The organism is Gangjinia marincola (assembly GCF_039523415.1).
Lineage (GTDB): Bacteria > Bacteroidota > Bacteroidia > Flavobacteriales > Flavobacteriaceae > Gangjinia > Gangjinia marincola.
The window spans coordinates 1-25,373 of the sequence record NZ_BAAAFG010000001.1 but is presented as its reverse complement, the minus strand read 5'-3'; the positions used below and the strand labels follow the sequence as shown (position 1 = coordinate 25,373).

General features: G+C 36.4%; 25 protein-coding genes. 19 read left to right on the top strand and 6 right to left on the bottom strand.

The window, feature by feature from the left end; translation table 11 throughout:
* Nucleotides 1-2 precede the first annotated feature (2 nt).
* The 15 genes from ABD000_RS00125 (at nucleotide 3) to pheT (ending at nucleotide 14,343) form a co-directional block, all read left to right on the top strand.
* Nucleotides 3-578, top strand: coding sequence for a YdeI/OmpD-associated family protein (locus ABD000_RS00125; RefSeq protein ID WP_343762227.1), 576 nt, complete (start codon nucleotides 3-5; stop codon nucleotides 576-578).
* Between the two features lie 117 nt (nucleotides 579-695).
* Nucleotides 696-1,073, top strand: coding sequence for a LysM peptidoglycan-binding domain-containing protein (locus tag ABD000_RS00120; RefSeq protein ID WP_343762222.1), 378 nt, complete (start codon nucleotides 696-698; stop codon nucleotides 1,071-1,073).
* A gap of 148 nt (nucleotides 1,074-1,221) precedes the next feature.
* The gene (locus tag ABD000_RS00115) at nucleotides 1,222-2,286 is read left to right on the top strand and encodes a DNA topoisomerase IB (protein WP_343762218.1); all 1,065 of its coding nucleotides are present in this window, start codon (nucleotides 1,222-1,224) and stop codon (nucleotides 2,284-2,286) included.
* 216 nt (nucleotides 2,287-2,502) lie between these two features.
* Nucleotides 2,503-3,723 carry an acyloxyacyl hydrolase gene (locus ABD000_RS00110; protein WP_343762216.1) on the top strand — a complete coding sequence of 407 codons (1,221 nt, stop codon included), beginning with the start codon at nucleotides 2,503-2,505 and terminating at the stop codon, nucleotides 3,721-3,723.
* Between the two features lie 68 nt (nucleotides 3,724-3,791).
* Entirely contained in the window at nucleotides 3,792-4,073 is a 282-nt protein-coding gene (locus ABD000_RS00105) for a hypothetical protein (protein ID WP_343762214.1), read from the top strand.
* A gap of 75 nt (nucleotides 4,074-4,148) precedes the next feature.
* Nucleotides 4,149-4,526, top strand: coding sequence for a hypothetical protein (locus ABD000_RS00100; protein WP_343762212.1), 378 nt, complete (start codon nucleotides 4,149-4,151; stop codon nucleotides 4,524-4,526).
* Nucleotides 4,527-4,656: 130 nt separating this feature from the next.
* The gene (locus ABD000_RS00095; protein ID WP_343762209.1) at nucleotides 4,657-6,024 is read left to right on the top strand and encodes a hypothetical protein; all 1,368 of its coding nucleotides are present in this window, start codon (nucleotides 4,657-4,659) and stop codon (nucleotides 6,022-6,024) included.
* 480 nt (nucleotides 6,025-6,504) lie between these two features.
* Nucleotides 6,505-7,092 carry a hypothetical protein gene (locus tag ABD000_RS00090; RefSeq protein ID WP_343762207.1) on the top strand — a complete coding sequence of 196 codons (588 nt, stop codon included), beginning with the start codon at nucleotides 6,505-6,507 and terminating at the stop codon, nucleotides 7,090-7,092.
* 513 nt (nucleotides 7,093-7,605) lie between these two features.
* Entirely contained in the window at nucleotides 7,606-7,848 is a 243-nt protein-coding gene (locus ABD000_RS00085; protein WP_343762205.1) for a hypothetical protein, read from the top strand.
* On the top strand, nucleotides 7,830-8,144 hold the full coding sequence (locus tag ABD000_RS00080) for a type II toxin-antitoxin system RelE/ParE family toxin (RefSeq protein WP_343762203.1): 315 nt from the start codon (nucleotides 7,830-7,832) through the stop codon (nucleotides 8,142-8,144). The genes ABD000_RS00085 and ABD000_RS00080 overlap by 19 nt, the downstream gene beginning before the upstream one ends.
* 300 nt (nucleotides 8,145-8,444) lie before the next feature.
* A complete protein-coding gene (locus tag ABD000_RS00075; protein ID WP_343762199.1) occupies nucleotides 8,445-8,930 on the top strand; it encodes a hypothetical protein in 486 nt (161 codons plus the stop codon).
* Nucleotides 8,931-9,169: 239 nt separating this feature from the next.
* Nucleotides 9,170-10,603, top strand: coding sequence for a hypothetical protein (locus ABD000_RS00070; RefSeq protein ID WP_343762195.1), 1,434 nt, complete (start codon nucleotides 9,170-9,172; stop codon nucleotides 10,601-10,603).
* A 34-nt stretch (nucleotides 10,604-10,637) separates the two neighbouring features.
* On the top strand, nucleotides 10,638-11,234 hold the full coding sequence (locus ABD000_RS00065; RefSeq protein ID WP_343762191.1) for a hypothetical protein: 597 nt from the start codon (nucleotides 10,638-10,640) through the stop codon (nucleotides 11,232-11,234).
* A gap of 104 nt (nucleotides 11,235-11,338) precedes the next feature.
* Nucleotides 11,339-11,563 (top strand): hypothetical protein, encoded by a 225-nt coding sequence (locus ABD000_RS00060; protein ID WP_343762187.1) that lies wholly within the window; start codon nucleotides 11,339-11,341, stop codon nucleotides 11,561-11,563.
* Between the two features lie 353 nt (nucleotides 11,564-11,916).
* Nucleotides 11,917-14,343, top strand: coding sequence for a phenylalanine--tRNA ligase subunit beta (gene pheT / locus ABD000_RS00055; RefSeq protein ID WP_343762183.1), 2,427 nt, complete (start codon nucleotides 11,917-11,919; stop codon nucleotides 14,341-14,343).
* A 50-nt stretch (nucleotides 14,344-14,393) separates the two neighbouring features.
* Here the strand turns inward: pheT and ABD000_RS00050 are convergent, their stop codons facing one another.
* On the bottom strand, nucleotides 14,394-14,918 hold the full coding sequence (locus tag ABD000_RS00050; protein WP_343762179.1) for a fasciclin domain-containing protein: 525 nt from the start codon (nucleotides 14,916-14,918) through the stop codon (nucleotides 14,394-14,396).
* 172 nt (nucleotides 14,919-15,090) lie between these two features.
* Here ABD000_RS00050 and ABD000_RS00045 point away from each other — a divergent pair, with 172 nt between their 5' ends.
* On the top strand, nucleotides 15,091-15,810 hold the full coding sequence (locus tag ABD000_RS00045) for a hypothetical protein (RefSeq protein ID WP_343762174.1): 720 nt from the start codon (nucleotides 15,091-15,093) through the stop codon (nucleotides 15,808-15,810).
* Nucleotides 15,811-15,822: 12 nt separating this feature from the next.
* Here the strand turns inward: ABD000_RS00045 and ABD000_RS00040 are convergent, their stop codons facing one another.
* Nucleotides 15,823-15,975 (bottom strand): hypothetical protein, encoded by a 153-nt coding sequence (locus tag ABD000_RS00040; protein ID WP_343762170.1) that lies wholly within the window; start codon nucleotides 15,973-15,975, stop codon nucleotides 15,823-15,825.
* 24 nt (nucleotides 15,976-15,999) lie between these two features.
* Here ABD000_RS00040 and lysA point away from each other — a divergent pair, with 24 nt between their 5' ends.
* Both lysA and ABD000_RS00030 read left to right on the top strand, forming a co-directional pair.
* On the top strand, nucleotides 16,000-17,229 hold the full coding sequence (gene lysA, locus ABD000_RS00035) for a diaminopimelate decarboxylase (protein WP_343762164.1): 1,230 nt from the start codon (nucleotides 16,000-16,002) through the stop codon (nucleotides 17,227-17,229).
* 56 nt (nucleotides 17,230-17,285) lie between these two features.
* Nucleotides 17,286-17,510, top strand: coding sequence for a putative signal transducing protein (locus ABD000_RS00030; RefSeq protein ID WP_343762157.1), 225 nt, complete (start codon nucleotides 17,286-17,288; stop codon nucleotides 17,508-17,510).
* A gap of 70 nt (nucleotides 17,511-17,580) precedes the next feature.
* Here the strand turns inward: ABD000_RS00030 and ABD000_RS00025 are convergent, their stop codons facing one another.
* Nucleotides 17,581-19,215, bottom strand: a complete 1,635-nt coding sequence (locus tag ABD000_RS00025; RefSeq protein WP_343762151.1) for an ABC-F family ATP-binding cassette domain-containing protein — start codon at nucleotides 19,213-19,215, stop codon at nucleotides 17,581-17,583.
* Between the two features lie 186 nt (nucleotides 19,216-19,401).
* Between ABD000_RS00025 and ABD000_RS00020 the strand changes: the two genes are divergently transcribed.
* A complete protein-coding gene (locus ABD000_RS00020; RefSeq protein ID WP_343762144.1) occupies nucleotides 19,402-20,784 on the top strand; it encodes a hypothetical protein in 1,383 nt (460 codons plus the stop codon).
* Nucleotides 20,785-20,851: 67 nt separating this feature from the next.
* On the opposite strand, the gene ABD000_RS00015 is transcribed toward ABD000_RS00020, so the two are convergent.
* The 3 genes from ABD000_RS00015 to ABD000_RS00005 form a co-directional block, all read right to left on the bottom strand.
* Nucleotides 20,852-22,588: an OmpA family protein gene (locus tag ABD000_RS00015; protein WP_343762138.1), complete on the bottom strand. Its 1,737-nt coding sequence runs from the start codon at nucleotides 22,586-22,588 to the stop codon at nucleotides 20,852-20,854.
* 20 nt (nucleotides 22,589-22,608) lie between these two features.
* Nucleotides 22,609-23,559: a PorP/SprF family type IX secretion system membrane protein gene (locus ABD000_RS00010; RefSeq protein WP_343762135.1), complete on the bottom strand. Its 951-nt coding sequence runs from the start codon at nucleotides 23,557-23,559 to the stop codon at nucleotides 22,609-22,611.
* A gap of 39 nt (nucleotides 23,560-23,598) precedes the next feature.
* Nucleotides 23,599-25,373 (bottom strand): T9SS type B sorting domain-containing protein (locus ABD000_RS00005; RefSeq protein WP_343762133.1); only part of this gene is annotated, 1,775 nt, incomplete at its 5' end.

Sequence of the window (25,373 nt, the reverse complement as noted above, 5' to 3'; positions counted from 1 at the left end):
GCATGGCTACGACGCCGGAACTTTATTTTGAGAACGATCAACTTTGGACGGATTGGCTGGATGTGCATCACGCTACCAATGATGGCGTATATCTTATCTTTTATAAACTGGAGTGTAATATCCCGACCATGCGTTGGGAAGAGGCGGTCAAGGTGGCTTTATGCTACGGCTGGATTGATTCTACGGTAAAAAGTTTGGGTAATGGCAAACGCCGGCAATACTTTTGTCCCAGAAAGCCAAAAAGTGTATGGAGCAAAGTCAACAAAGGATATGTGGAAGAGCTCATCGCCACAGGTAGAATGAAGCCTTCAGGATTAAAAGCAATCCAAATAGCTAAAGAAAATGGTTCCTGGACCGCACTGGATGAAGTTGAGGCAGGTATCATTCCGCCAGATCTTCAGCAGGCTTTTGATAACAATCCACAGGCGTACAAAAATTATTCAGCGTTTAGCTTTAGTTATCAAAAGAATTATCTGTACTGGCTCAATCAGGCAAAGCGTGAAGAGACGCGCCAAAAACGCATAACAGCCATTATTGATCTGTGCCGGGCAAGTCTTAAATCACGTGGAGGGAGATAGTCAGGTGAACCCAAGATTAACAGTAATTTATTTCTCGAAATTTTAGAATTAAATTACATGGCTTATCTTTAATGAAAATTAACCTACCTGACCAATCAGGAAATAAACAAATACATCATGGTAAAAAGTAAATATCAAAGCGTTTTAGAATTAGGAGAAAAACTCAACATTCAAAACGGAGACGTCAAAGAAAATAACGGTAAACTGGAAATAAGAGGTACGGCAGAAACGCAATACCAAAAAGATTTACTGTGGGATGAAATTAAGCGTGTTGGCGGTGAGAACCCTAACGACCTTATGGCTGATATTAAAGTGGCTAATGACTCCTATTATGCGAAGCATGAAGTGGAAAAAGGTGAATCCCTAAGCAAGATTGCCAAGCATTATTACGGTGACCCCATGAAGTACAACAAAATATTTGAAGCAAATCGCGACAAATTAGACAATCCAGATATGATCCACCCGGGTCAGGAATTAGTGATTCCTAAGATGTAGTACGCTTAAATAATGATATAAAAACCTGCTGATTCAGCGGGTTTTTTTTTTGCGCTAAAAGTACTCCCGGCCATTTATTGGCAAATTTTACCGTAGTATTCACGCTTCTTTAAGAAATTGAGGTATAAAAAGCGATTACATTTAAAGCATGAACGCAAATGAACTTTTATCCTCCCTTAAGAATCCTCGGCAAACAGCAAAAGTGGCTGATTTGGTGTATGTAAACGATCATCATTTAAGCATTTTAAGAAAACCACATGGCCGTGGCTTCACCTACCTCATGGGAAAAGAGCGCGTAAAAGAAAACAAAACCATTGATCGAATCAAATCATTAGTTATCCCACCTAATTGGAAAAACGTAAAAATTGCCAAGCCAGAAAATGGTCACCTACAAGCCGTTGGTCGCGATGATAAAAACAGAAAAGTATACCGCTACCACGACCTGTGGATGAAGATTAGAAACGAAACCAAGTTTTTTAAAATGGCAGCCTTTGGTAATGTTTTGCCTGCCCTACGCAAACAAGTCGAAATTGACTTAGCACAACCCGGCATGCCCCGGACTAAAGTGCTTGCCTTAGTGCTTAAACTCATGGAAGAGACCCATGTGCGTGTAGGGAATGATTATTATGCCAGGCGCAACAAAACCTACGGCTTATCTACCTTGCGCAGCAAGCACGTAGATATCTACAAAGACAAAATGAAGTTTAATTTTATAGGAAAACGCGGTAAGGAGCATAATATCACGATCAGAAATAAACGTTTGATTAAGTTGGTGAATCAATGTGAGGAGATCCCGGGCTGGGAGCTATTCAAATACTACGACCAGGATGGAGATAAAAGCACTATTGACAGTACCATGGTGAATGAATACATTCAGGAATTGAGCGGAAACTTCTTTTCGGCTAAAGATTTTAGAACCTGGGCAGCAAGTAAGATTTTCTTTGAGACCTTAAAAGAATTAGCACCACCTGAAGATGAAAAAGAGCAAGACAAGAATCTGTTACATGGATTTGACGCTTCGGCGAAAGCCCTAGGAAACACCCGTAACGTATGCCGTACCTATTATGTGCATCCCATTTTAGTCGAAAAATACAAAGACAAAACGCTTTACCCTTATTTTGAAAAAGCAGACGAATTAAAAGATAAGCCTTTCTTCACCGCTACAGAACAAGTTGTTCAAGAACTATACGGCAGTTATGAAATTGATTTATAGTCCAGTAAATCTAATTACGCCTTCGCGGAAGTCTATCTTGAATACGCAGATGCAGAATTGAATTCCACGAGATTATTTTACCTAAATCTTTACCGGAAAAACAGCGTTTTCAGCAATTACTAGCGTGCGCACAAAACTCCTCTTTCTCAAAAGAGTCGCATTGCGCCATAACTTGAAACTTTTTTCTATTTTGTACGCGTAAACAAGTACTTCTTTATGCGCGCTTTTCTCATTGCCTGTCTTTTTATGATCTGTTCGATACAGGCACAAGAAAGGTCGCAAACGCAGCTGGTGCCAGAGGCGCTTTTCGGTATACTTTCAGAACCTAATGAAGGATTTCCAGCTACCTCGCTTCAAACCGGGTTTGTCCTATCCTATGCCAAACAACATAAAGACGCAGGTGCCAGATGGATGGAGGTGCTGGGTCGACCGACCACCGGGATTTCAATTGGAATATCAGATTTTGGAAATCAAGACGCGATAGGTCAGGGATATTTTGTGCTTCCGTTTATAGAATTAAAGCTTAACAAGGGCGCTGAATACAAATGGACGCTGCACACAGGTTTTGGTGCCTCCTACTTTCCTAATACCTACGATCCTGAAACGAATGCACTCAACCGCGGCATCAGCACCCATCTCAATTGGTCGTATCGTGCGTTTGTATACCGCTATATCCATCAGTGGAAAATTGGATTAGGCTATTTTCACCATAGCAACGGGCATTCCAGGATTCCCAACCAGGGGTTTAATTCTTTTTTGTTTAGTGTTTCCCGCCCTATCGCACTCCGCACTAAAACTGACCCGGCAATGGATACCAAGACGACCTCTGCAGCTTCTACCGTCAGAACTAAAAACTATTTTTATACGGTAAGAGCGGGATTAGGAGTAAATACCTTTGGGGAGTTGCGCTTTAAGGATAAAAAAGAAGTCTACGCCTTTGCCGCAGATTATGGATTTATCGTAAACAAAACCTTTATGGTTAGCATAGGTGCTTACTACCGTTTTTACCAACATTATTACGATGTGATCCAGAGCGATGAACCTATCATCACAGAGCGGTATGCCTATTTTAAAGAGAATGCGTTTAGTTACGCTTCCAATTATGGGATTGCGGCTAAGGCCGGAATAGTACTCGGGCACATTGGAGCAGACCTACAATTAGGAGTTAACATCCATAAACCCTTTTATAAAGTTGACTGGGAATTAAACGAAGCCGAAGAAGGCATCTACGGCACACCCTATTACAAACCCGGAAAACTAGACGCATACTACGAATTAAAACGTAGTATCATGAGCCGATTAGGATTAACCTATTATCTGTTCAATACTGATAAGCTCCCTAAAACCAATGTATTTATTGGGGCGCATTTAAACGCAAACTTTGGACAAGCAGAATTTAGTGAAGTGAGTGTAGGGGTGATGCGAAGGTTGGATTAAAATGAATATAATCGTCTGTTTTTATGTATTTTGCGTTTATAAATGAGTTAGGCATAATTTAACCCAAGATGATTCAAGACACGATAACTAAGAGCATTGAACTTAAGATGAAATTTTTAAAACAAATAGATTCTTTAAAAATTCAAAACCAATTAGATAAGTTGAAATATGAAATTGACACACAAAACAGTATAGCTACTGAAGTTAATAATTTTTATGATTCTGCTTGGTTAAAACTTATAATTGTAATAACAATTTTAGGAATAGCATTACCTATACTTGTTCAATACTTCCAGAGAAAAAACTATAAAGAATTAGCTGAAAATTTAAAGATTAGTTTTGATAACTAACTTGATACTTTTAAGGAAAATAATGAATTAAAAATTGACAAAATTGTTGATGAATATAGAACGAATCTAAAAGAGTTGGAAAATAAAAATGATATGGCTATGTATGAAATAGACGCAAACACATATTATTTACAAGGTCGTTCTCTAATGTTAGAAAAGCAATTTGTTCCAGCCGTTTTCAGTTATTTGAAAGCAGTCATTACGCTAAAAAAATGTAATCGTATTGATAGGATTATCCCAAATCTAAATATGTTAAAGAGAGCATTAAATAATGTTGAACCTGAAAAAATTGATTTATTAGACAGAGTCCTTGCAAGTAGGTTAGACAATACTTTTGTAAATCTAATTACTGAAATTGAAAATGAAATATCAATAGACTCAACTATTTTGATAACTACAAATGAATTAAGAACAATCTATCTGAATAAAAAAACTATGCCTAACACCGTATAAAAAAGTGCTGGTAAAAGCCAACTTACGAAAGTCCTTGCGGACTTTATATCTGTGATTTATTTGCTAACTCTGGTGCTTAAACCACGCATCTTTTCTGATACAACAACGTTACCTGCAAGCTGAAAAAACTATGGGCTCAATAACATATAACTTCTTATCCGATAGTATTCTTTTTAACGAAAAGAGTATTTCGAATAATTTTAGAAATGAAACTGATTCAAGAATTGAGAAGGAACTTTTAGATTATCGAAATCATTGTATCAAAAATTATCCCGAATTAATTAAAGAAATAAAGGACAAAGAATCATTTCTAAAAGTTTTTTCATCAACTCAAAAGACACCCTATGAATTATTAAAACAAACGTCACTTTATGTAGACCAATTTATAATTTACGACCCATTGTTTAGACATAGCGATTTTCAATCTGATATGTCAAAAGTTACTGGAGAATACTTAGGATATCAATCGAATGGTTTAAATAAGACAGATGTAAGTAAGGCATCGAAGTTTTTAAAGGAAATCACACCTATGATTGTAGCTGATTATGTGAAAATTTTTCCTTTAAGTTATCATTTCGAAGGACCAAAATCAATTCCTTTAAACCTACCAACTGATTACTATAACTCAGCTTTACCAAAACCGATTATGGATTTCTTTTGGGACAACGTATCTGTACGCTCAATGAAAAAAATGGACAAAGGTGGTTGGTATGTTGATGAAGACACACTAAAGCCTTGTAGAGGAATTGTAGTTGACTTTAAAGAATCAAACTTTTCTAAAAGTATGATTTATCATCTGTTTGAAATGGAAATGATGGACTTCGATGAAAACACAGGAAAAGCTACATTTAAACAAACTTTGCCTGATACACCGCCAACAAAGGATCATTTTAATGCTTGGGTACAACAATCCATAAATAGTGCTTCTAAGGCGTATTTTGATAAAGTTTTTAATGAAACTTTTATAGCGTCCAATCTAAACTCAACTTATTTATGTGATAATAATTTCACTAATAATCTTATCACAGAAAACTTTGAAACCAAACAAAACATTCCTGCATATACGGCTACTCAAATAATGAACCTGGATTTACCCTTTTTAGAAAATTTAGATATTCAAAAACTTATGGATATAAGACTTTATGAAGAAAATGTTTTTACAAATTTTAGACTAGAATTAGAAAAGAGTTTTCGAGAATTGAGAAATGAAACTGACGAGAAAATATTAAAACAAAAAGCAGAGAATATATTTCACGAATTGGATGAAGTACAAGGTCAAAAAATTAAAAATAAGATTGACCATATTAAAAAGCAAGCTTCAGTAAATGCTATAGTTGGACTTGGAGGCTTAGCGAGTAGTTTTCATACTGGTGGTTTTAGTTTACTTGCGACTGCTGTAGCTATGGGAAAAGGATATACGGATTACCTTTCGTACAATAAAGAGGTTAAAAATAATCCTGCTTATTTATTATGGAAATCGAAAAAAGCCAGCAGGTAACAATGGCTCCTACGAAAAGCCTTAGTCCAGTTCTCTTAAGTTAACTAATATTTTCTTTTTTACTTAAACCAGCGTTTTTCTTTTAATATAACTTGCTCAGCCTTACTGAATCAAGTTCAGCAAAGGCTCTATATGTGATTTTTGAAAACAATGTCATAAGGGGGGACTTTTTTGCATTTCGCTCTCCGCCAGCTGGTGGATCGTTGGATGTACTACTCCCCATTAAAATTGAATTGTCTATTTTTATTCAAAGGATTTAAAAGCAAAATCGTGCAGAGCGAAGACAAAGTACATTCAACACACTGTATTCGCCGGTAGTTGAACAAGTAACAACCTATGAAGGTCCCCGACTATTTGGGAGGGCTACCCGTGGCGCTGCGCTTTTAAAATGCCTCTCTCCCCCCAACGAGTTGGGGGTCGCCGAAGGCAAGATAAAAATCATGTTGTAGTGCATTAAAACTGACATTGAAATCGAAATTTATGTTTAAAATTTTACAAGAAAATCCTGAAATAGCAACACTTTTAATTGCGACTACATTTACTGCCGTTGGATTTATTTGTAAAACGCTAATTGACACTTTTTTAGAAAATACGAGATACAAAAAGGTAATTAAAAAAGCATTCTGGACTGAAAAGCTGACCGCAGCTAAAAAAACTTCCGAATTTTATTATGAGCATCTAGAATTAATCGGATTGATGATTCATCAAATTGATGTTCAACTTGAACAAGGTTTTTCTGGACCTTTGTACGATTCGATTCAAGAAACTATTAAAAAATTATCTGACCGAAATGCGAATCCGCAATCTTTTGAGCATCATCACATCCATATGTTTTACGATGTGGACACCAAAGTCTTTGACGATTTGAACACGGAATCTTTTTTGATTATACAACAGATGGAAAAAATCGAATTTTCAGAAACTGAATCATTAGAAAAAATAGAAGAAAAACTGACTAAGGTAAAAGGACTTTTAATGGATTTAAAAGCCAAACACGAGAAGAAGAAAAGTACTTATAAAGAATATTTAAAAAAGATTCGTGAAGACATTTCGGAATTTACAAAATAACATGGCACAACACCCTATCCTATGAAAAGCCTTAGTCCAATTCTCTAAAGCTAACTAATATTTTCTTTTTTTATTTAAACCACCTTTTTATTTTAGTATAACTTGATCAGTATTACTGAATCAAGTTCAGTACGGGCTCTATATGTGATCGTTGAAAAGAATGTCATAAGGAGGACTTTTTTGCATTCCGCTCTCAGCCAGCCGGCGGATCGTTGGATGTTCTACTCCTCATTGAAATTGAATTGTCTATTTTTATCCAAGAGTGTTAAGGCAAAAAATCGTGCTGAGCGAAGACGAAGTATATTTGACACAGTGTATCCTCCGGTAGTCGGACAAATAAACTATGTGGCGTACCGAGAATTCGGGAAGGTCTACCCGTGACACTGCGCCATTAAAATGTCTTTCTCTTTCCACGAGTTGGCGGATTGTTGTAGGCAAGACACAAATCCTGTTGTGGTACATTATGAAAATCCGGCTAAATTTCCGAAATTGTAACATAAAACAAAACTGAAAATGTCAACAGTCGATAAAATAAGAACCGGGCTCATCGATAAAATCCTAGCGATAAGAAACAAAGAATTCTTGGAGGCACTTGATACTCTTGTCTCATCCAGTTCAATTGTTTCAGAAATTCAGGAACTAACGGCCGAACAAAAGGAAATGTTGGAAATGAGCGAAGACGATATAAAAAACGGCCGGCTGATATCCCAAGATGCCATGGATAAACGGAATTTGGAATGGCTCAACGGACTGTAAAGTGGACCCGCACCGCAGACATTCAATTTGCCGGAATACTTGAATATTGGGTCAAAAGAAACAAATCGAACACCTATTCAAAGAAACTGATAAAAATTGTCGCCAATAGAACAAAAGAGATTGCCGAGAAGCCTTTGATATATAAAAAAGCTGACTTCAAAGATATTAGGGTCTCGCCACTGGGGAATTTCAACATCTACTATAGAATAATGGGAGAAGAAATACTGATAACTGCCTTTTGGGACAATCGTCAAGACCCGAAAAAGCTGTTAAGAATCCTGAAAGAAGGAGAATAAAATTGCACAGCAATGGCTATAGTAAATAGGGCGAAAAGCACTATTCTTATTAATCTGGGCGTACTTCCTTACACCACCGAATCTTTTAGATTCGGCATTTATAAATGAATAAGACAAATATGAACATTAACGATTCTGCTAAAAGCTTGATAGAATTGCAAATGCTGCCTTACTGCCCTACGTGCCATACACTAATTACGTTGAAGGCAATTGCCCTAGGAGGACTTTTTTGCATTCCTCTGCCTGCCTACTGGCGGATCGTTGGAGGCAGGACACAAATCCCGTTAGCAATAATTTAAAATGACCTACAGATTTGAAATAAAAAATAATAACTACTGCTTAATATTTTCTGATGGACTAATTCTTAAAGAACGAATTCGAAATCCTAATACTATTGATTACAAGACCGAAAAACCAGTGGTAATAACGAATTTTAAAAGGCCTGATGATAGATGGACTTACTATGCATTATTTTCAAATGGAGAAATTGAAAAATACGAGGTGAACAGATGTAGATGTTTATTACCTAAAGAATTTAAAGGAATGTCTCCAGTCGATTATGAAATGTATATTTTATTATTCGAAAACTGGATTGAAAAAGGTAAGTTGACTTATTCAAAAGAAAATAGGGACAATATAAAAGATGTTGTAAAACAATTTGATGAAAATGGGAGATGGCTTGATGATTTAAATTATCACAAGTTCATTTGTAATCAATGTTCAGATGAATTGATCATAAGTATAAACACATATCGTGGTGGAGGTGGATTTGAGCGTAATGAATAATCTAATATTAATAATGGCTATGAGTAATTGCTTGTTCTCGCCTACTCACGAATCCCGAATCGTCGGGACTCATGGATTTTCAATTTAATGTGTAATTGCAGAGGTAATCGCTAAAACACGTGACTGCTCTTTCGGTATATCGAAGCATCGATAGACTACCCTTCTATTGAACCTTAGAACAACTTAGGTAATCTTGCTTAAAATTATCGTAGCTTAGATAGTAGAATCAATTTAAGCATATGAAATTAAAACTTACCCTTATTCTCATCGTGACACTATTTTTATACAGTTGCGGAAAGAAATTTTCTGGAAAGTCAGAACAAGAATTCACGTCATCTCGATTAAAGGTTGAAGAAGACCTAACCACCGTAGAAAAAGAGAAACTGGAAAAAGCATTTAGAATAGTTGCACTGCATGCAATGTCTGAAAAATGGAATAATCCTGAAGACTATTCAGATTCGTCCATAAATGAAATTACGCTTGATGTTGTTAATAATAAAACCTACGGAGATCTCATAAACTTTGCCGAAAATTTTTTGGAAGAAGAAAATGATAAAAAAGTTTTGGCGCTAGAAGAAGAAATTTCTCAATTGAAAAATGACCGCAAAAGCACCGATTCGATCATCACGATATTAAATGATTTTCAGGTCTCTGAAATTGACATAAGAGAAGGTTCTTGGGATAGTCCGCAGATTACTACTAAAATAATCAATACTGGTTCTTTAAAAGGGATTACCGAATATTTGTTTGATTTAGAGATATATTCTATCGCCAAACAAAAAAAAATTGATGGTGTAGGAAGCGGAGGAAGCTTTAAGGAAGGCTGGAATAATGATAAAGATAAATTTTTTACGTATGTTTCTAGATCATTATCACCGCTAATGGATAGGAGCAAACGCTTGAAGGAGCAGCTTCAAAATCCCAAATATCCTATAAAAGATTTAGCCAAATATGATTTAGAGGTAAACGTTAAAGTAAGAAAAATTATTCTCAGCGATGGTACATCTTATATTCGTCCCAAAAAAGAACTTTTCACATACGATGATGAAATCCAACAGCTACAGGAAAAATTAAATCAATTAAAAGGATTAAAAGTGACATTAGATGAATTAGAAATCAAAGAGCTTGGTTCGAAAGAAGAAGTAGCATATAACGAAGAATATCTTACGGTTTTATCTAATATTAGACAAGAGCGAAATAAGGTTCCTGAACGTTCACAGCAAATTAGCGAGAGCCTTATATTAAGCTTTCCTTCTAATTATCAAATAAGAAAAGAAAAACATCCCGGAACGTATATCCTCTCACTAAATGATAATCTGGTTTTTGATAACACAGATAAGAATCTGGTCCAATATCAAATAAAGGACACCGCGTATGTCGAATATGAAAAGCTTTACGACAAGCCCAGTGGCATTCTAAACATATTGAAAAAAGAAAATGTTTCTTATGATATCAAAGAGACTATCGCATATTTGAAAGAAACAGGATATTATACATTAATTGACGCTGATGAAACCGGCTACATTTATCTTTTAAGCGATACGTATAGGCTTACTCGATATTTCAACACCAATGGCACTCATTATGTATATACTATGGATTTCAAAAATATTACAGAGGCCATACGAGAATTTGACCGCTCAAAAGAATTAATAGTTTCAAAATCCTTTTAATTCATAATTGAAGAAATCAGAAACCCAGCATATAATGAGAAGAATTTTTATTTTCACAATCGCACTTTTTCATTTTGTAAGCTTATGTTCTCAAAAAAAACATATAAACGACAGTTTTAATTATCAAATTAGAGAAGCGCTGGGAGACATCAATAATGACGGTATTGCAGATAAGGCTGAGATATCTATGGACACGCTACACGAAACTAGGCCCTTAAAACTTAACGTTTTTGTTTCTCAACCAGATGGTACATCAATCTTGTTTTTTTCAGGTACTGATATGATTCAAGCTATGTATCCTCAAGAATTAAATGGTGAATACAATGGTAATCAAATCCCTAATGTTTCTATTGAAGGTGGAAAGTTACAGTTAGAGTTCTATGTAAAAGGAAACGCTTTATATGAGTTTATCTATACGAATGGAGTCTTTGAGTTAATCCATTTTAAGTACGTGAATTGGGATGGTAGGAATATCACCGAAACAACATTCAATTTGTTAACGGGAAAATACGTAAGTCAATCTGAAATACATGAGACATCTGAGGTAACGCAAACTATCAATGCTAAAATTATAATCAATCCATTACCAGTACTCAAAAATTTTAAACCTTTTCAATACAATCTCTTCTAATTAATAAATTTCTATATTCATAAAAGTGTGTGTCTATGAAATTTTTCATCCACAGGAGTATTTGCAGTGTCTTAAGAGTAATATCGGATGGAAATTTTCTTTATATGAAAAAACTATTTATTACACTTGGTTTTATAAGTATCGTTCATTGCAAAGCTCCTGCTCAAACCAAATTTACCCTTACCCCGCAACAAAGTATGATCATGACCGGTAAAGGTCCAGGGCAAGATGGTACTAACAATTCTTTTTTTGGTGAAGATTGTTACGCCGTTGTGAAAAATATCGGGGAACGAAAATTTTCGATTAGGATTCAGCAAGACGGTACATAATAGAAGAAGTTGCTATTCAAAAAGGTGAGGTAAAAATAGTCAAACTCTTAAAAGACTACCAACTCTATTTAGACCCGAATCCAATAGGTATTGCGAAAGCAAGCGTAGCGTATAAAAAGGAGGAAGAGTAAGGATTTTTATAAAGCCGTAAAATAGATATAACTATACCTAAATAAGTTTACAGTCCGGCATTTGGCACTGTTTAATCTAAACGTGGAATTGAAATTCTTATATTAATTACCTAAAAATAAGGCGCAAAAAACTTCTTACCTCCCACCCTTAATTTAAAGGCTTTGTTTTCTTTTAATTAAGTTGAACCATTATCTTTGCCGCTCTTTTGAAACAACGCATGCATGAAGATTTCATACAACTGGCTTAAGCAATTCATCAACCTTACCCTGGACGTTACTAAAACGGCAACGCTTCTCACAGATTTAGGTTTGGAGGTAGAAGGTGTAGAGTCCTATGAGAGTGTAAAAGGCAGTTTAGAAGGCATCGTAGTGGGTAAAGTACTTACCTGCGATCAGCATCCAGATGCTGATCGTTTAAAACTTACCACCGTTGATCTTGGTGATGGCGATCCCGTCCAAATCGTATGTGGTGCACCCAATGTTGATAAGGGTCAAAAAGTACCTGTGGCTACCATTGGAACAACACTCTACGATGAAAATGGTGAACCCTGGAAAATCAAAAAAGGGAAGATTCGTGGTAAAGAAAGCCACGGAATGATTTGTGCCGAAGATGAATTAGGACTAGGTAAAAGTCATGAGGGCATCATGATCCTGGATAAAAAACTAAAACCTGGCACCCCGCTAAGTGACGTAGTTGAAGTTGAAACCGATACCATCTTTGAAATTGGTCTTACGCCTAACCGTGCCGATGCTATGAGCCATATGGGTGTTGCGCGTGACCTTAAAGCTGGATTGCTTCAGCAAAAAGCCAAGGTGACGTTTAATACACCTTCGGTAAGTAATTTTAAGGTAGAAAATAGAAGTCGACGATTTCAGATTGATGTTAAAGACCCACTCTTGGCTCCGCGATATTGTGGGGTAACCATTAGCGGACTTAAAGTAAATGATTCTCCTGCCTGGCTTCAAAATAAATTAAAAAGCATTGGCCTCTCCCCCATTAATAATGTAGTAGACGTAACAAATTATGTCTTACACGAGTTAGGTCAACCCCTTCATGCATTTGATGCAAATCAACTGGCAGGAGATAAAATTGTTGTGAAAACCGTCAAGGCAGGGACTAAATTCACGACCCTTGATGGTGAAGAACGTGCGCTACATAGCGAAGATCTAATGATCTGCGATGCAAAAAAACCTTTGTGTATTGCCGGTGTATTTGGCGGTCAGCAAAGTGGTGTGACAGAAAATACAACCGCTATTTTTCTAGAAAGCGCCTACTTTAATCCAGTGAGTATTCGCAAAACAGCAAAACGTCATGGACTCAATACCGATGCTTCATTTAGGTTTGAGCGTGGTATAGATCCTACCATTACAGAATATGCCCTCAAGCGCGCAGCCATTTTAATCTTAGAATTGGCCGGTGGAGAAGTTACCAGTGATGTAGAAGATGTATATCCAAAGAAGATTGAAGATTTTCAAGTGCGCCTTACCTTTGATAAAGCCAATACACTTATTGGAGAAGAACTCCCTACTGAAACGATTAAAGACATTCTTAGCTCACTTGAAATTAAAGTAAATAACGTAACTGAAACCGGTCTTGGACTTACGATCCCCGCCTATCGGGTAGATGTTCAACGCGAGGTGGATGTCATCGAAGAGATTCTGAGGGTATATGGTTACAATAACATTGCCTTTGGAACCAAGATTAATGCTTCAGTGTCAAATTCGTCACGCTATGAGGATCACAAACTTCAAAATGTAGTCGGTAATCAATTGGCCGCAAAAGGTTTTTATGAGATCCTGAATAATTCGCTTACGTCTAAAGAACATTCTGCTCATGTGGATGATATTGACGAAAATGCCTATGTTACACTGGTAAATCCGTTAAGTACAGATTTGGAGGTGATGAGGCAGAACATGGTATTTTCGGGCTTAGAAAGCCTGGCGTATAATATTAATCGTAAAAATGAAGACCTAAAGCTGTTTGAATTCGGAAAAACCTATCACATAAAAGATGATAAGTGTATTGAAGAGAAGCATCTTAGTCTGTTTATAACAGGGAATAGAACTGCGGAAAATTGGAATAGACCTTCAGCTACCTCCTCCTTTTTTTACCTTAAAGGAGTGTTGGATGGCCTCTTCACAAAATTGGGCATCAGCGGAATATCTTACGATACCACATCATCAGCTTTATTTTCTGAAGGACTTGACGCTAGTGCAAACAAAAAAGAACTGGTTAGGTTTGGGGTTCTTTCAACGTCAATTACAAAGATCATGGATGTTGATCAGGAAGTTTTATACGCCGATATTAACTGGCAGAATGTAATTGATTTAGCCGCTAAAAACAGCTTTAAATTTAAGCCTATCCCTAAATATCCTAGCGTAAGACGTGATTTTGCCTTGCTGTTGGATAAGCAGGTCGCGTTTAATGACGTTAAGCAGATTGCTCAAAAGACTGAAGGTAAGTTGCTCAAAGAAATTCAGCTATTTGATGTGTATGAGGGTAAGAATCTTCCGGAAGGTAAAAAAAGCTACGCAGTGAGCTTCACCTTACAAGATGAGCACAAAACACTTACCGACAAACAGATTGATAAAGTGATGAATAAGCTGCGGCAACGCTTTGAGAAAGATCTTCAGGCAGAATTACGATAATAAAAAAAGCGATTCAATGAATCGCTTTTTTCTTCCGCGTAAGCGAAAAACTATTTTTTAGGCATTAAAACACCGTCAATTACGTGCACAACCCCGTTAGAAGCTTTTAAATTTGCAACTGTAACGTGATAGACATTCCCTGCTTTATCCTTTAGTTTGATTTGTACTCCATCCAGCATAGCAGTAATCTTTTCACCACTAACCGTAGTAAATACAGCTTTGCCTTTACCGTCTTGAATAGCCTTTACTACAGCGTTACCGTCACTCATACCAGAGATAACATGGTAGATCAGGATGTTTTTGAGTTGATCCTTATTCTCTGGTTTTAACAGCATATCTAAGGTCCCAGCAGGTAATTTTTTAAAGGCTGCATCGGTCGGTGCGAAAACCGTAAAGGGTCCGTCACTACTTAATGTATTTACAAGATCTGCCGCTTTTACTGCTGCAACCAGAGTTGTATGATCACTTGATCCCACCGCAATATCAACCACTGTTTTGTTTTGGGCATAAGTCAAATTTGTCACTATCAACGCAACAAAAAGTACCAGTACTTTCAAAGTCATTTTATTTTTCATAATATTTTATTTTGATTCTAAAATAGAACTTTACCCTATTGATATTGTTCTTTTTAACCCTCATTTAACGATAGTCCACCTAATATAAGAGAGTTATAGTGTTAATTGTTAATTGTCTAATTGCATTTTAGACCAATGTAACGTAATTTAGTATCGCTAAAGAAAAAGAAACATGATTTTAAAACGAGTGGACGTTAAGGAACAGCTCCTAAAAGTTCGTAATAAACGAATTGATGAGGATTCTCTGTTAAATGAAGTGCAACGCATCATTGAAGAGGATAATAAAAAAGACGAGGAGATTGTAGCCAAACTTGATAAAGGTAAACGGGTCATTACAAATAGTCTTAATGTAGACTTGCTGGAAACCGATCGAATTTTTCATATTTCGCATATTGAAAAAATTTGTATTGATTACAGGCTTAGATTTTTAGATACTAAATTTTTTAAACCTCAAATTCCTTATGAGGCTATCGCCGAAATAAAGGCACTTGAAAAAGAACATCAAACTTCCTTAGAAGGGTTTAAGATTGTAGCACCCTCAAAGCTCTTTAAGCTTGAAAACGCAGATGATCCATTACTATTTGCTCCTATTGGTAATGGCTATCACTATCTTATTCATAAATGGGGGGACGATTTAAATCCCTTAAGAAAATTTAAAATGTGGTTTTTTAAATACTTTGAAAACCTAATGGTACTCATCACATTGGTGAGTCTAGGTTTAACGGCTTTGATTCCCACGGGATTATTTGCAGAAGAGCATACTACGACTGAATTTATAATGATTTTTTTCTTTATGTTTAAATGGGTTGCAGCAGTAACTCTTTACTATGGTTTTGCCACGGGTAAAAATTTTAATAGCGCCATTTGGAAAAGTAAATACTATAATGCCTAACTTTACGGCGTGTTACGCATAAAACAATACAGCTTTACACAACCCGAAAATCTTGTTTTCGGGTTTCTCTTTTTGCTTATATCTAAGCAAGGGGATAAACAGGTTAAGGTGAGTCTCTAGATCGCCTGCAACTACACCTGTTTCTTTTGTAATCAATTTATTCATTTAATACTTTAAATTTAGCTTACCATGAATGCTAATGATCTTTTATCTATCGTCCATGACTTTGAAAGTCCAATCTACGTGTATGACAGCGAAAAAATTGTCTCACAGTACAAACGACTCACAAATGCATTTAAAAAGGTCAAACAGCTAAGAATTCACTATGCCGTTAAAGCATTATCTAATATCTCTATCTTAAAATTACTTCACGCTCAAGGTAGTGCGATGGATACGGTTTCTATTCAAGAAGTCATGTTGGCACTAAAAGCAGGTGTACCTGCAGATCAAATCATTTTCACGCCTAATGGGGTTTCTATGAAAGAAATAGAACACGCGATGGAATTGGGGGTACAAATAAACATCGACAACCTTTCTGTTTTAGAGCAATTTGGGACAAAGCATCCCAATACGCCAGTGTGTATTCGAATTAATCCACATGTAATGGCTGGCGGAAACACTAACATATCAGTGGGGCACATTGATTCTAAATTTGGCATTTCAATACATCAAATGCCATTATTACTACGTATTGTTGAAAATACAGGAATGCACATCAATGGAATTCATATGCACACCGGAAGCGATATTCTGGATGTAGGCGTTTTTCTCTATGCTGCCGAAATACTCTTTGAACAGGCTAAGCACTTTGACCGACTAGAGTTTATTGACTTTGGCAGTGGTTTTAAAGTACCTTATAAAGAAGGAGATATTGAAACTGATATTGAAGAATTGGAAGAACAACTGGGTGAACGCTTTAATGACTTTTGTGCATCATACGGCAGGGACCTCACCCTGGCGTTTGAACCGGGTAAATTTTTGGTAAGTGAAGCGGGTTATTTTCTCACTAAGGTGAATGTGGTGAAACAAACTACGTCTACTGTATTTGCACAGGTCGATAGTGGATTCAATCACTTAATACGCCCCATGCTTTATGGATCACAGCATGAAATTGAAAATATATCGAACCCCAGCGGTAAGAAACGTTTTTACTCTGTGGTAGGCTATATCTGTGAAACAGATACCTTTGCCAACAATCGCATGATTACCGAAATAAATGAAGGTGATATTTTAGCTTTTAGAAATGCAGGTGCGTACTGCTTCTCTATGGCGAGTAACTATAACTCAAGATACCGTCCGGCAGAGGTATTATGGCATGAAGGAAAGGCATATCTTATTAGGAAACGAGAACAATTTAGCGATCTTATTGCGCACCAAGTTGAACTTGACTTTGCAGAGGCTTCGTTAAAACCAGCTTAAGGTGGTCTATAAATTCTGTATGGTTATGTATTTTTAGAGTAACTTAAAATAGTATTATGAGTGATAAAGAATATAAACACGTATATACAGGGTCACAAGTAGAAGTTACCTTAATCAAGTCAACGCTAGAAGATGCCTCCATCAATTATATTGTCAAGGACAATTTTGAGTCTGGTCTTAGAGCAGGTTTTGGTGGTGGGCTCCCAGGTCAAATACAGGTCTTAGTTCATACTAACGAATACGCAAAGGCGAAAAAAGTTATAGACGAAGCTTTAGCTTAAAAAGTTAAGTTTCAAAAAAAGCACCTTAATCCAGTTGGACAAGGTGCTTTTTTTAATAAGTATGATTCTATTACGCTTCTACTTGAGCATACATTTTATTTCTTAGCTCTTTGATGGACTTATCATTCATATAATCATCAAAAGATAAGTACCGATCAATTACCCCATTTGGTGTAAGCTCTATGATTCGGTTAGCTACCGTTTGCATGAATTCGTGATCATGTGTCGTCAAAATTACCGTTCCCTTAAAATTTTTCAAGGCATTGTTAAATGCCGTAATCGATTCTAAGTCCAAGTGATTGGTAGGCTCATCCAGGGTCAACACATTAGCACGTGTCATCATCATTTTACTGGTCATACAGCGCACTTTCTCCCCTCCACTTAAAACATTACATTTTTTTAGAGCCTCTTCGCCACTAAACAGCATTTTACCTAAAAAACCACGAATGTGAACTTCTTCACGTTCTTCATCAGTTTTTGCCCATTGACGTAGCCAATCCACTAGGTTTAATTCTTTATCTGTAAAGTATTCTTCATTATCCAGCGGTAAGTAACTTTGAGTCGTAGTTACTCCCCATTGAAATTTGCCTGCATCAGGTTCTTTCTTTCCATTTATTATTTCATAAAACGCAGTAGTTGCCCGTGAATCTCTAGAAATTAAAGCGACTTTATCTCCCTTAGCTAGGTTTATATGAACATTATCAAAAAGTGTTTCACCTTCCAAGCTTGTTGCTGAAAGACCTTCAACGTTTAAGATTTGATCTCCGGCTTCACGCTCACGCTCAAATATGATCGCAGGATACCTTCTACTAGAAGGCTTAATCTCCTCAATATTGAGTTTATCAATCATTTTCTTACGTGAAGTGGCCTGTTTTGACTTTGCCACGTTAGCGCTAAAACGTGCAATGAATTCTTGCAATTCTTTTTTCTTCTCGTCGGCTTTTTTATTCTGCTGGGCGCGTTGTCTTGCCGCTAACTGAGAAGATTCATACCAAAACGAATAGTTTCCAGAAAAGTGTGAGATTTTCCCAAAGTCAATATCACTAATATGCGTACATACACTATCTAAAAAGTGACGGTCGTGAGATACTACAATAACAGTATTGTCATAGTTGGCTAAAAAGTTCTCTAACCACGTGATTGTTTCATAATCCAAGTCGTTAGTCGGCTCATCCATGATTAATACATCAGGATTACCAAATAGCGCCTGAGCCAGAAGAACCCTTACTTTTTGTTTTCCGTCCAACTCTGCCATCGTAGAGTAATGGTAATCTGCAGGTATACCTAAATTAGATAAAAGTGAAGCTGCATTACTTTCGGCATTCCAGCCGTCCATTTCCTCAAAAGTTTGTTGTAGCTCTCCAATCTTTTCGGCATTCTCATCGCTATAATCTGCGTATAAAGCGTCAATCTGAGTTTTGACATCAAATAGAGGTTTATTTCCCATCAACACAGTTTCCAGAACCGTGTGCTCATCATACAGGTTGTGATTTTGTTCTAACACAGACATACGCTTACCCGGTTCCAAATGAACATGCCCAGATGTAGGCTCACTTTTTCCCGAAATAATACGTAAAAACGTTGATTTCCCTGCACCGTTTGCTCCGATTATTCCGTAACAGTTTCCCTGTTTGAACGATGTATTTACTTCATCAAAAAGAACTCGTTTACCAAATTGTACTGATAGATTTGAAACTGAAAGCATATATTTTCCTCCTCATTTATTTTGAGGTGCAAAAGTAATCAATTTAACGGTCATTTTGAAACGGATTCAAAACCTAAAAGGTTTAACGACCACTTAACAGCCAATACCTTTGAGATAGAATATTTTTACACTGTAAGAGGTTATGAAAATGATGACGAAATGATAAAGAATTGTATAATTCTTTTTTTGGGAATACTGATATTATCATGTCAACCTGAAAATAAAAAAAACAAAACAACAAGCTTTAGTGGCGAAATTGTCAATCCAATAAAAGATTATGTTGTATTAGAAACAACATCTAAAAAAACTGACACAGCTTTCTTAACTGATAAGGGCGAATTTTATTTCTCACTCGATCTGGATAGTGCTGGCTTATACCGCTTTTCACATTATCCTGAACAGCAAAATATTTATTTAACTCCCGGAGATAGCCTAAAACTTCGCCTAAATACTATCGAATTTGACGAAACCTTGCAATTTAGCGGAACCAGAGCTGCTGAAAATAACTTGTTGATCAATCTATTTTTAGTTGATGAACACAATGATGATTTGATTCTTACCCTCTATAAAAAAACACCTGAAGAATTTGAGAAAATTTCTGATTCTCTATCAAAACAGCAATTTGATCGCCTCACTACATTATCTCAAAAACACGATTTCGATCCGGGGTTTACTCGTTTGATAAGTGATCTTATTCAATACGAAACGGACTATTTTAAGGAACGCTATTTCTACTTGCTCCTCAAATATAATCGTTCCTATTTGGCGATGCTTCCTAATGATTTTTTTGATTATCGGGATAATATTAATTTCAACCATCCCAGATTAAATAAACACCTATCTATAACACGATTTATTGACACCTACATTCAAAATAAATCCATCGAAGACTGTGATGCCAGCTATACACAATGCTTTGAGCATAATAATTTTGATATGCTTAAACGTAAAATAGAAATTGTAAGATCTTTACCTCTACCTCAAGAAACCACAAATTATTTTTTGAGAAAATTTGGATTAAAAGCAATCATATTAGCCAATGATACCAATCATATCACCTCAGTCCTAAATTTATTGGACTCGATGAGTAATGATCGTAATAATTTTGAAAAAATCGATAACCTTGCTAAAATTCAGCAGGGATATATTCCTGGTAATTATATTAGTAATCCAAATTTAATAACTCCTCAAAAGGATACTACTAATTTTAAAGAAACCGTATATAAGACAACACTAATTTACACTTGGTCCAGTCGATATCCAGAACATCATATCAATCAACATACTATAATCAACAATTTAAAGACGCAGTTTGAAGATATGACATTTTTAGGATTAAATATCGATGACGATACAGACTTATGGCTTGATGTAATGGAGCGATATAATTACGATCCCACAGATGAATATCAACTGGGCAAAATAAACCTTGATAGAAAACTACTTTACTACTACTTGGATAAAACCCTTTTAATAGATCAAGGAAGCAAGATTATACGCGGTGATTTATATTTAAAAGACCCGCTGATTGTTAATAAGCTTGATAACAGCAAAAAAATATTCGATTAAATAATTAATCGAATATTTTAGGCATTCGTGATTCTTATTTGTAAGCCACATATGGACCGCAAAAAAATTACTTGATAAAGAATTCTGATCTTCTGTTTAGCAGGTGTTGTTCTTCTTTACAGCTAATTACGACATCACATCGCACAGAAGGCTGATTTTCACCAAACCAATCAATATCTAATCGGTTAGCATCTATTCCAGCATTAACAAGATATTTTTTAGTGCTTTCTGCTCTTCTTTTAGATAAAGCTTCATTATAAGATTTAGATCCCCTGATATCGGTATGTGACTTTATGATCAAGTTAATTTCAGGATTATCTGTTAATACTTTTACGATCTTATCAAGTTTAGGAGCTGCTTCTGACCTAATATTTGATTTATCAAAATTGAAGTAAATAGGATCAGAATCATCTAGATCAAAGTATTTATTCAATCGATCACCACTGGTAAATACCAGTTTTGGTTCTTCTTCTACCTCTTCAACTACTTCCACATCAATCTTCTCTAATTCCTCTTTTGGAGGTTTTACTAGTCTGGTAAAACCAAGAATATCATCATCTCCTTCTCCGCCAGGTCTATTTGAAGCAAAATAACCGATATTGAGATCGTCGTCAATTATTAAACCAAAGTCATCGTATTTTCCATTTATCGGCTCTCCAGCATTCATGGGTTGGGAGAACTCATCATTTGTGCGCAACGCATAAAATGTATCGAATCCGCCTAATCCAGGATGACCTGTAGATGAAAAATAAAGCGTCCCTTCTTTTGAAATAAATGGAAAAGACTCTTTAGCTTCTGTATTAATTTCTTTTCCAAGATTTACAGGTTCACCGTAAGTATTGTCACCTGTAATTTCTACCATGAAAATATCAGATTGCCCAAGTGTACCAGGCATGTCTGAAGCGAAATAGAGCTTTGTTTCATCTGGACTAAGCGCAGGATGTGCAACAGAATAATTATCACTACTAAATGGTAGCTCAACGACATTTGTCCAGGTTCCATTTACATTCGTTGCTCTAAAGATTTTCAACAGATTAATACCCTCTTCGCTTTCTTTGTAATCGTCACCATAAAAATTATTTCTGGTAAAGTACATATACTTCCCGTCTTTTGTAAAGGCTGTTGTAGATTCGTGAAACTTTGTATTAATTTCATCATTGAGTTTAACGACACCAGTCTCTAAACCTTTATCGTCCATCTTACTATAATATAAGTCTAAAAACGGCTGATTATTCCACTTGTGAACAACCACATTTGCCACACCACCCTCTCTGTTAGATGCAAAAACCAGTTGATCTTTATAAAACGATGGGCCAAAATCTGATAGCCTGGAATTTATTCCAACATCTTTTATTGCAAACATTTCATCCATATTCAAAATATCCTGTAGGTAATTCTTATTTTCTAGATATTCATTGACTCTAATGTCTTCTTGTCGTTTTTCGTTTATCCTAAGCAATTGTTCATCTGCCTTATCGTACTCTCCAACTGTTTTAAGTGAAAGGGCATACCTGTAGATATGTTCGGCATCCTGATTAGGATTAAGTTTAAATAGCTTATCGTAATAAATCGCCGCGTTTTCAAAATCGACTATGAAATAATAAGAATTTGCAAGACGTCTAAAAAGCTCCTCGCTCTCATATCCCTTATTGATGTAATATTTATAGATTTTTATTGCATCCGCGTATTCAAATCGTTCATATTTTTCATTAACAGGTTCTAACTTTCGATCTAACTTTTGACCATAACTGATTAATGAAATTGAAAATGTGATGAGTAAAACACCTTTTTTAATAAGCTGCATATGTTGTATGATTTATATTTTTAAAAGAATCTTGGAGAAATTATACGATCGTATGCTTTAAACAGGTCAAACCTTAAGAAGACTTCCATTGAACCATCGTTAAATTGAGTTTGGCCCAACTCAGTAGTTTCTCGGTCATAAGCAAAACCTATCATCCATTGTTCATTAAACTGAAAACCAACCAAAGCACTTACTGCGGCACTCCATCGATACGCAGCCCCAAGCGTTAAGCGATCATTAAAAAGGAAATTTGCACTAACATCTGCTTGTAAAGGCGCTCCGTCAATTCCTTTGAGTAAAAGCGCCGGCTTAAATTTTGTATAGGCACCAACATCAAATACATAACCACCGGTCAAATAATACGTCATTCTCTCTTTTGCGATAAAATTTTGATCTTGATTATCAATGGATAATGACTCATCAAAATGTTCTGTCTCTAAGATATTAGGAACCGAAAAACCAACATAATGACGATCACTGTAATGAAAAAGACCTACTCCAAAATTTGGTGAAAATTTATTATCTATAGCGCCTGATAAGTCTTCAGCGATTGGATCAAATGTGTTTAGTTCATTAAAATTCACGTCTAGAATATGTCCTCCTACTTTAAGTCCAAAAGCAAGTTTAGATAAATCTGATGTATTGATATTATATGAAAATGTAGCATCAATATACGTTTCTGCAGTAGGACCAATTTCATCTCTTACTACAGACAGGCCTAAGCCTATCTTTTTACGAAAATCTACGGGAGAATGCACCGATAACGTAAAAGTATCTGGTGCACCATCTAATCCCCACCATTGATTTCTGTAAAGAAATAAACCACTAAGGGATTCCCTTGTACCCGTATAAGCTGGATTGAAGCTTATGGTATTATACATGTATTGGGTGTACTGTGCATCTTGTTGAGCAATACTTATTCCATTAAAGGATAAGCCAAAAAACAAGGTGATTAAGATTCTATTTTTCATGTTGTTAAATGTTATCATGATGCTTGTTTTAAGGTTCGATTAACGATTTATGTATAAATAACCAGCTTTTTCTTCGTTGACTCCATCTCCTCGATACGTCACGATATAAAAGTAAGTCCCGACAGGAAGTTTATCTCCTTCATTTATAGTTACTCGTCCATCTGAAACTCCTTCAAAACGAACAGTATTATTATTATAACCCTCAGCTTCATACACTAAAACTCCCCATCTGTTATAAATTTTCACTTCATTATCTGGGTAGGCTTCAATATTACCAATCCTAAAGAAATCGTTATTTCCGTCTGGATCTGGCGAAACTAAGTTGTATATGATTATCGCTACATCTGGATCTAAATAATCTGGTGTGCCGTCTTCATCACTATCCAGTGCGTCAGATACGTCACCGTCGCCGTCAGGGTCAGGATTTTCATCTTCTGTTAGTATACCGTCACCATCATCATCTGTATCGAATACATCATCAGTGCCATCTCCATCAGTATCACCTTCTACTTCTTCTCCATTAGGAACATCATCATCATCACAATCTAGATCATTCCACGAATCAGAAGTATCGACAGTTTGACTATCTGGAATAAAATCACATGGATCTAATGGATCAGTGTCATCAGTATTTATTTCAGTATCAGTCAATACTCCATCTCCGTCATCATCTTCATCCAGGTAGTCTGGAATACCATCATCATCTGTATCCTGTTCATCACCAGGATTCTCATCAATAGTTGGTATTGAGTCACCATCATCATCTGTATCAAATACATCTGGAACGCCGTCACCATCAGTATCTCCATTAGGAAGTTCATCTCCATTAGAAACTGTATCACCATCACAGTCTAGACCAAGCCATTCTTCGGAAGGATCTACAGTCTGACTTGAAATGATCAGGTCACAAGGGTCTAATGGGTCAGTAGTATCCAATACTTCATCTCCATTAGTAACTCCATCTCCATCACAATCATCAGCATTCCAAGCATCTGAAGGTGTTGTATCCTGATTAGCTACGATTAAGTCACAAGGATCATCAGGATTTGTTCCATCAATATCTTCTTGGTCATCAGAAACTCCATCTCCGTCACTATCCAGTATGCCAGGATCACTAACGACAATCGTTACTGTAGCCGTTGCACATACATCCGGGTCCGGATCAGTATTGCATACTTGATAGTCGACCGTTACTGTTGTACCTGCTTCGCCTGCTGTTGGAGTATAGATCAACTCACCAGTATCATTGTCAAAGACAATTGTTCCTGCGGCTGTTCCTGTTCCTAAGTCAGTGATCGCTGTCGTTCCTACATTGTTCGGATCTAAGTTATCCAGGTAATCATCGTTTCCTAAGATATCGATCGTCTCTGCTACGCCAGGATCTGCTGTTGCATTATCATCAACTGCTGTTGGTGTTGCAGGGTTTGGATCACTCACATCTGGGTTACCGTCTTGATCAGTATCCACTGCACCCGGATCGCTTACTACAATTGTTACCGTTGCTGTGGCACATACATCCGGGTCCGGATCTGTGTTACATACCTGGTAATCTACCGTTACTGTTGTACCTGCTTCGCCTGCTGTTGGAGTATAGATCAACTCACCAGTATCATTGTCAAAGACAATTGTTCCTGCGGCTGTTCCTGTTCCTAAGTCAGTGATCGCTGTCGTTCCTACATTGTTCGGATCTAAGTTATCTAAGTAATCGTCGTTGCCTAAGATATCGATCGTCTCTGCTACGCCAGGATCTGCTGTTGCATTATCATCAACTGCTGTTGGTGTTGCAGGGTTTGGATCACTCACATCTGGGTTAC

Bases quoted from the DNA above. Each gene is read 5' to 3' on its own strand.
- ABD000_RS00125 (WP_343762227.1), top strand. From the start codon at position 3: ATGGCTACGACGCCGGAACTTTATTTTGAGAACGATCAACTTTGGACG.
- ABD000_RS00120 (WP_343762222.1), top strand. From the start codon at position 696: ATGGTAAAAAGTAAATATCAAAGCGTTTTAGAATTAGGAGAAAAACTC.
- ABD000_RS00115 (WP_343762218.1), top strand. From the start codon at position 1,222: ATGAACGCAAATGAACTTTTATCCTCCCTTAAGAATCCTCGGCAAACA.
- ABD000_RS00110 (WP_343762216.1), top strand. From the start codon at position 2,503: ATGCGCGCTTTTCTCATTGCCTGTCTTTTTATGATCTGTTCGATACAG.
- ABD000_RS00105 (WP_343762214.1), top strand. From the start codon at position 3,792: ATGATTCAAGACACGATAACTAAGAGCATTGAACTTAAGATGAAATTT.
- ABD000_RS00095 (WP_343762209.1), top strand. From the start codon at position 4,657: ATGGGCTCAATAACATATAACTTCTTATCCGATAGTATTCTTTTTAAC.
- ABD000_RS00090 (WP_343762207.1), top strand. From the start codon at position 6,505: ATGTTTAAAATTTTACAAGAAAATCCTGAAATAGCAACACTTTTAATT.
- ABD000_RS00085 (WP_343762205.1), top strand. From the start codon at position 7,606: ATGTCAACAGTCGATAAAATAAGAACCGGGCTCATCGATAAAATCCTA.
- ABD000_RS00080 (WP_343762203.1), top strand. From the start codon at position 7,830: ATGGCTCAACGGACTGTAAAGTGGACCCGCACCGCAGACATTCAATTT.
- ABD000_RS00075 (WP_343762199.1), top strand. From the start codon at position 8,445: ATGACCTACAGATTTGAAATAAAAAATAATAACTACTGCTTAATATTT.
- ABD000_RS00070 (WP_343762195.1), top strand. From the start codon at position 9,170: ATGAAATTAAAACTTACCCTTATTCTCATCGTGACACTATTTTTATAC.
- ABD000_RS00065 (WP_343762191.1), top strand. From the start codon at position 10,638: ATGAGAAGAATTTTTATTTTCACAATCGCACTTTTTCATTTTGTAAGC.
- ABD000_RS00060 (WP_343762187.1), top strand. From the start codon at position 11,339: ATGAAAAAACTATTTATTACACTTGGTTTTATAAGTATCGTTCATTGC.
- pheT (WP_343762183.1), top strand. From the start codon at position 11,917: ATGAAGATTTCATACAACTGGCTTAAGCAATTCATCAACCTTACCCTG.
- ABD000_RS00050 (WP_343762179.1), bottom strand. From the start codon at position 14,918: ATGAAAAATAAAATGACTTTGAAAGTACTGGTACTTTTTGTTGCGTTG.
- ABD000_RS00045 (WP_343762174.1), top strand. From the start codon at position 15,091: ATGATTTTAAAACGAGTGGACGTTAAGGAACAGCTCCTAAAAGTTCGT.
- ABD000_RS00040 (WP_343762170.1), bottom strand. From the start codon at position 15,975: ATGAATAAATTGATTACAAAAGAAACAGGTGTAGTTGCAGGCGATCTA.
- lysA (WP_343762164.1), top strand. From the start codon at position 16,000: ATGAATGCTAATGATCTTTTATCTATCGTCCATGACTTTGAAAGTCCA.
- ABD000_RS00030 (WP_343762157.1), top strand. From the start codon at position 17,286: ATGAGTGATAAAGAATATAAACACGTATATACAGGGTCACAAGTAGAA.
- ABD000_RS00025 (WP_343762151.1), bottom strand. From the start codon at position 19,215: ATGCTTTCAGTTTCAAATCTATCAGTACAATTTGGTAAACGAGTTCTT.
- ABD000_RS00015 (WP_343762138.1), bottom strand. From the start codon at position 22,588: ATGCAGCTTATTAAAAAAGGTGTTTTACTCATCACATTTTCAATTTCA.
- ABD000_RS00010 (WP_343762135.1), bottom strand. From the start codon at position 23,559: ATGAAAAATAGAATCTTAATCACCTTGTTTTTTGGCTTATCCTTTAAT.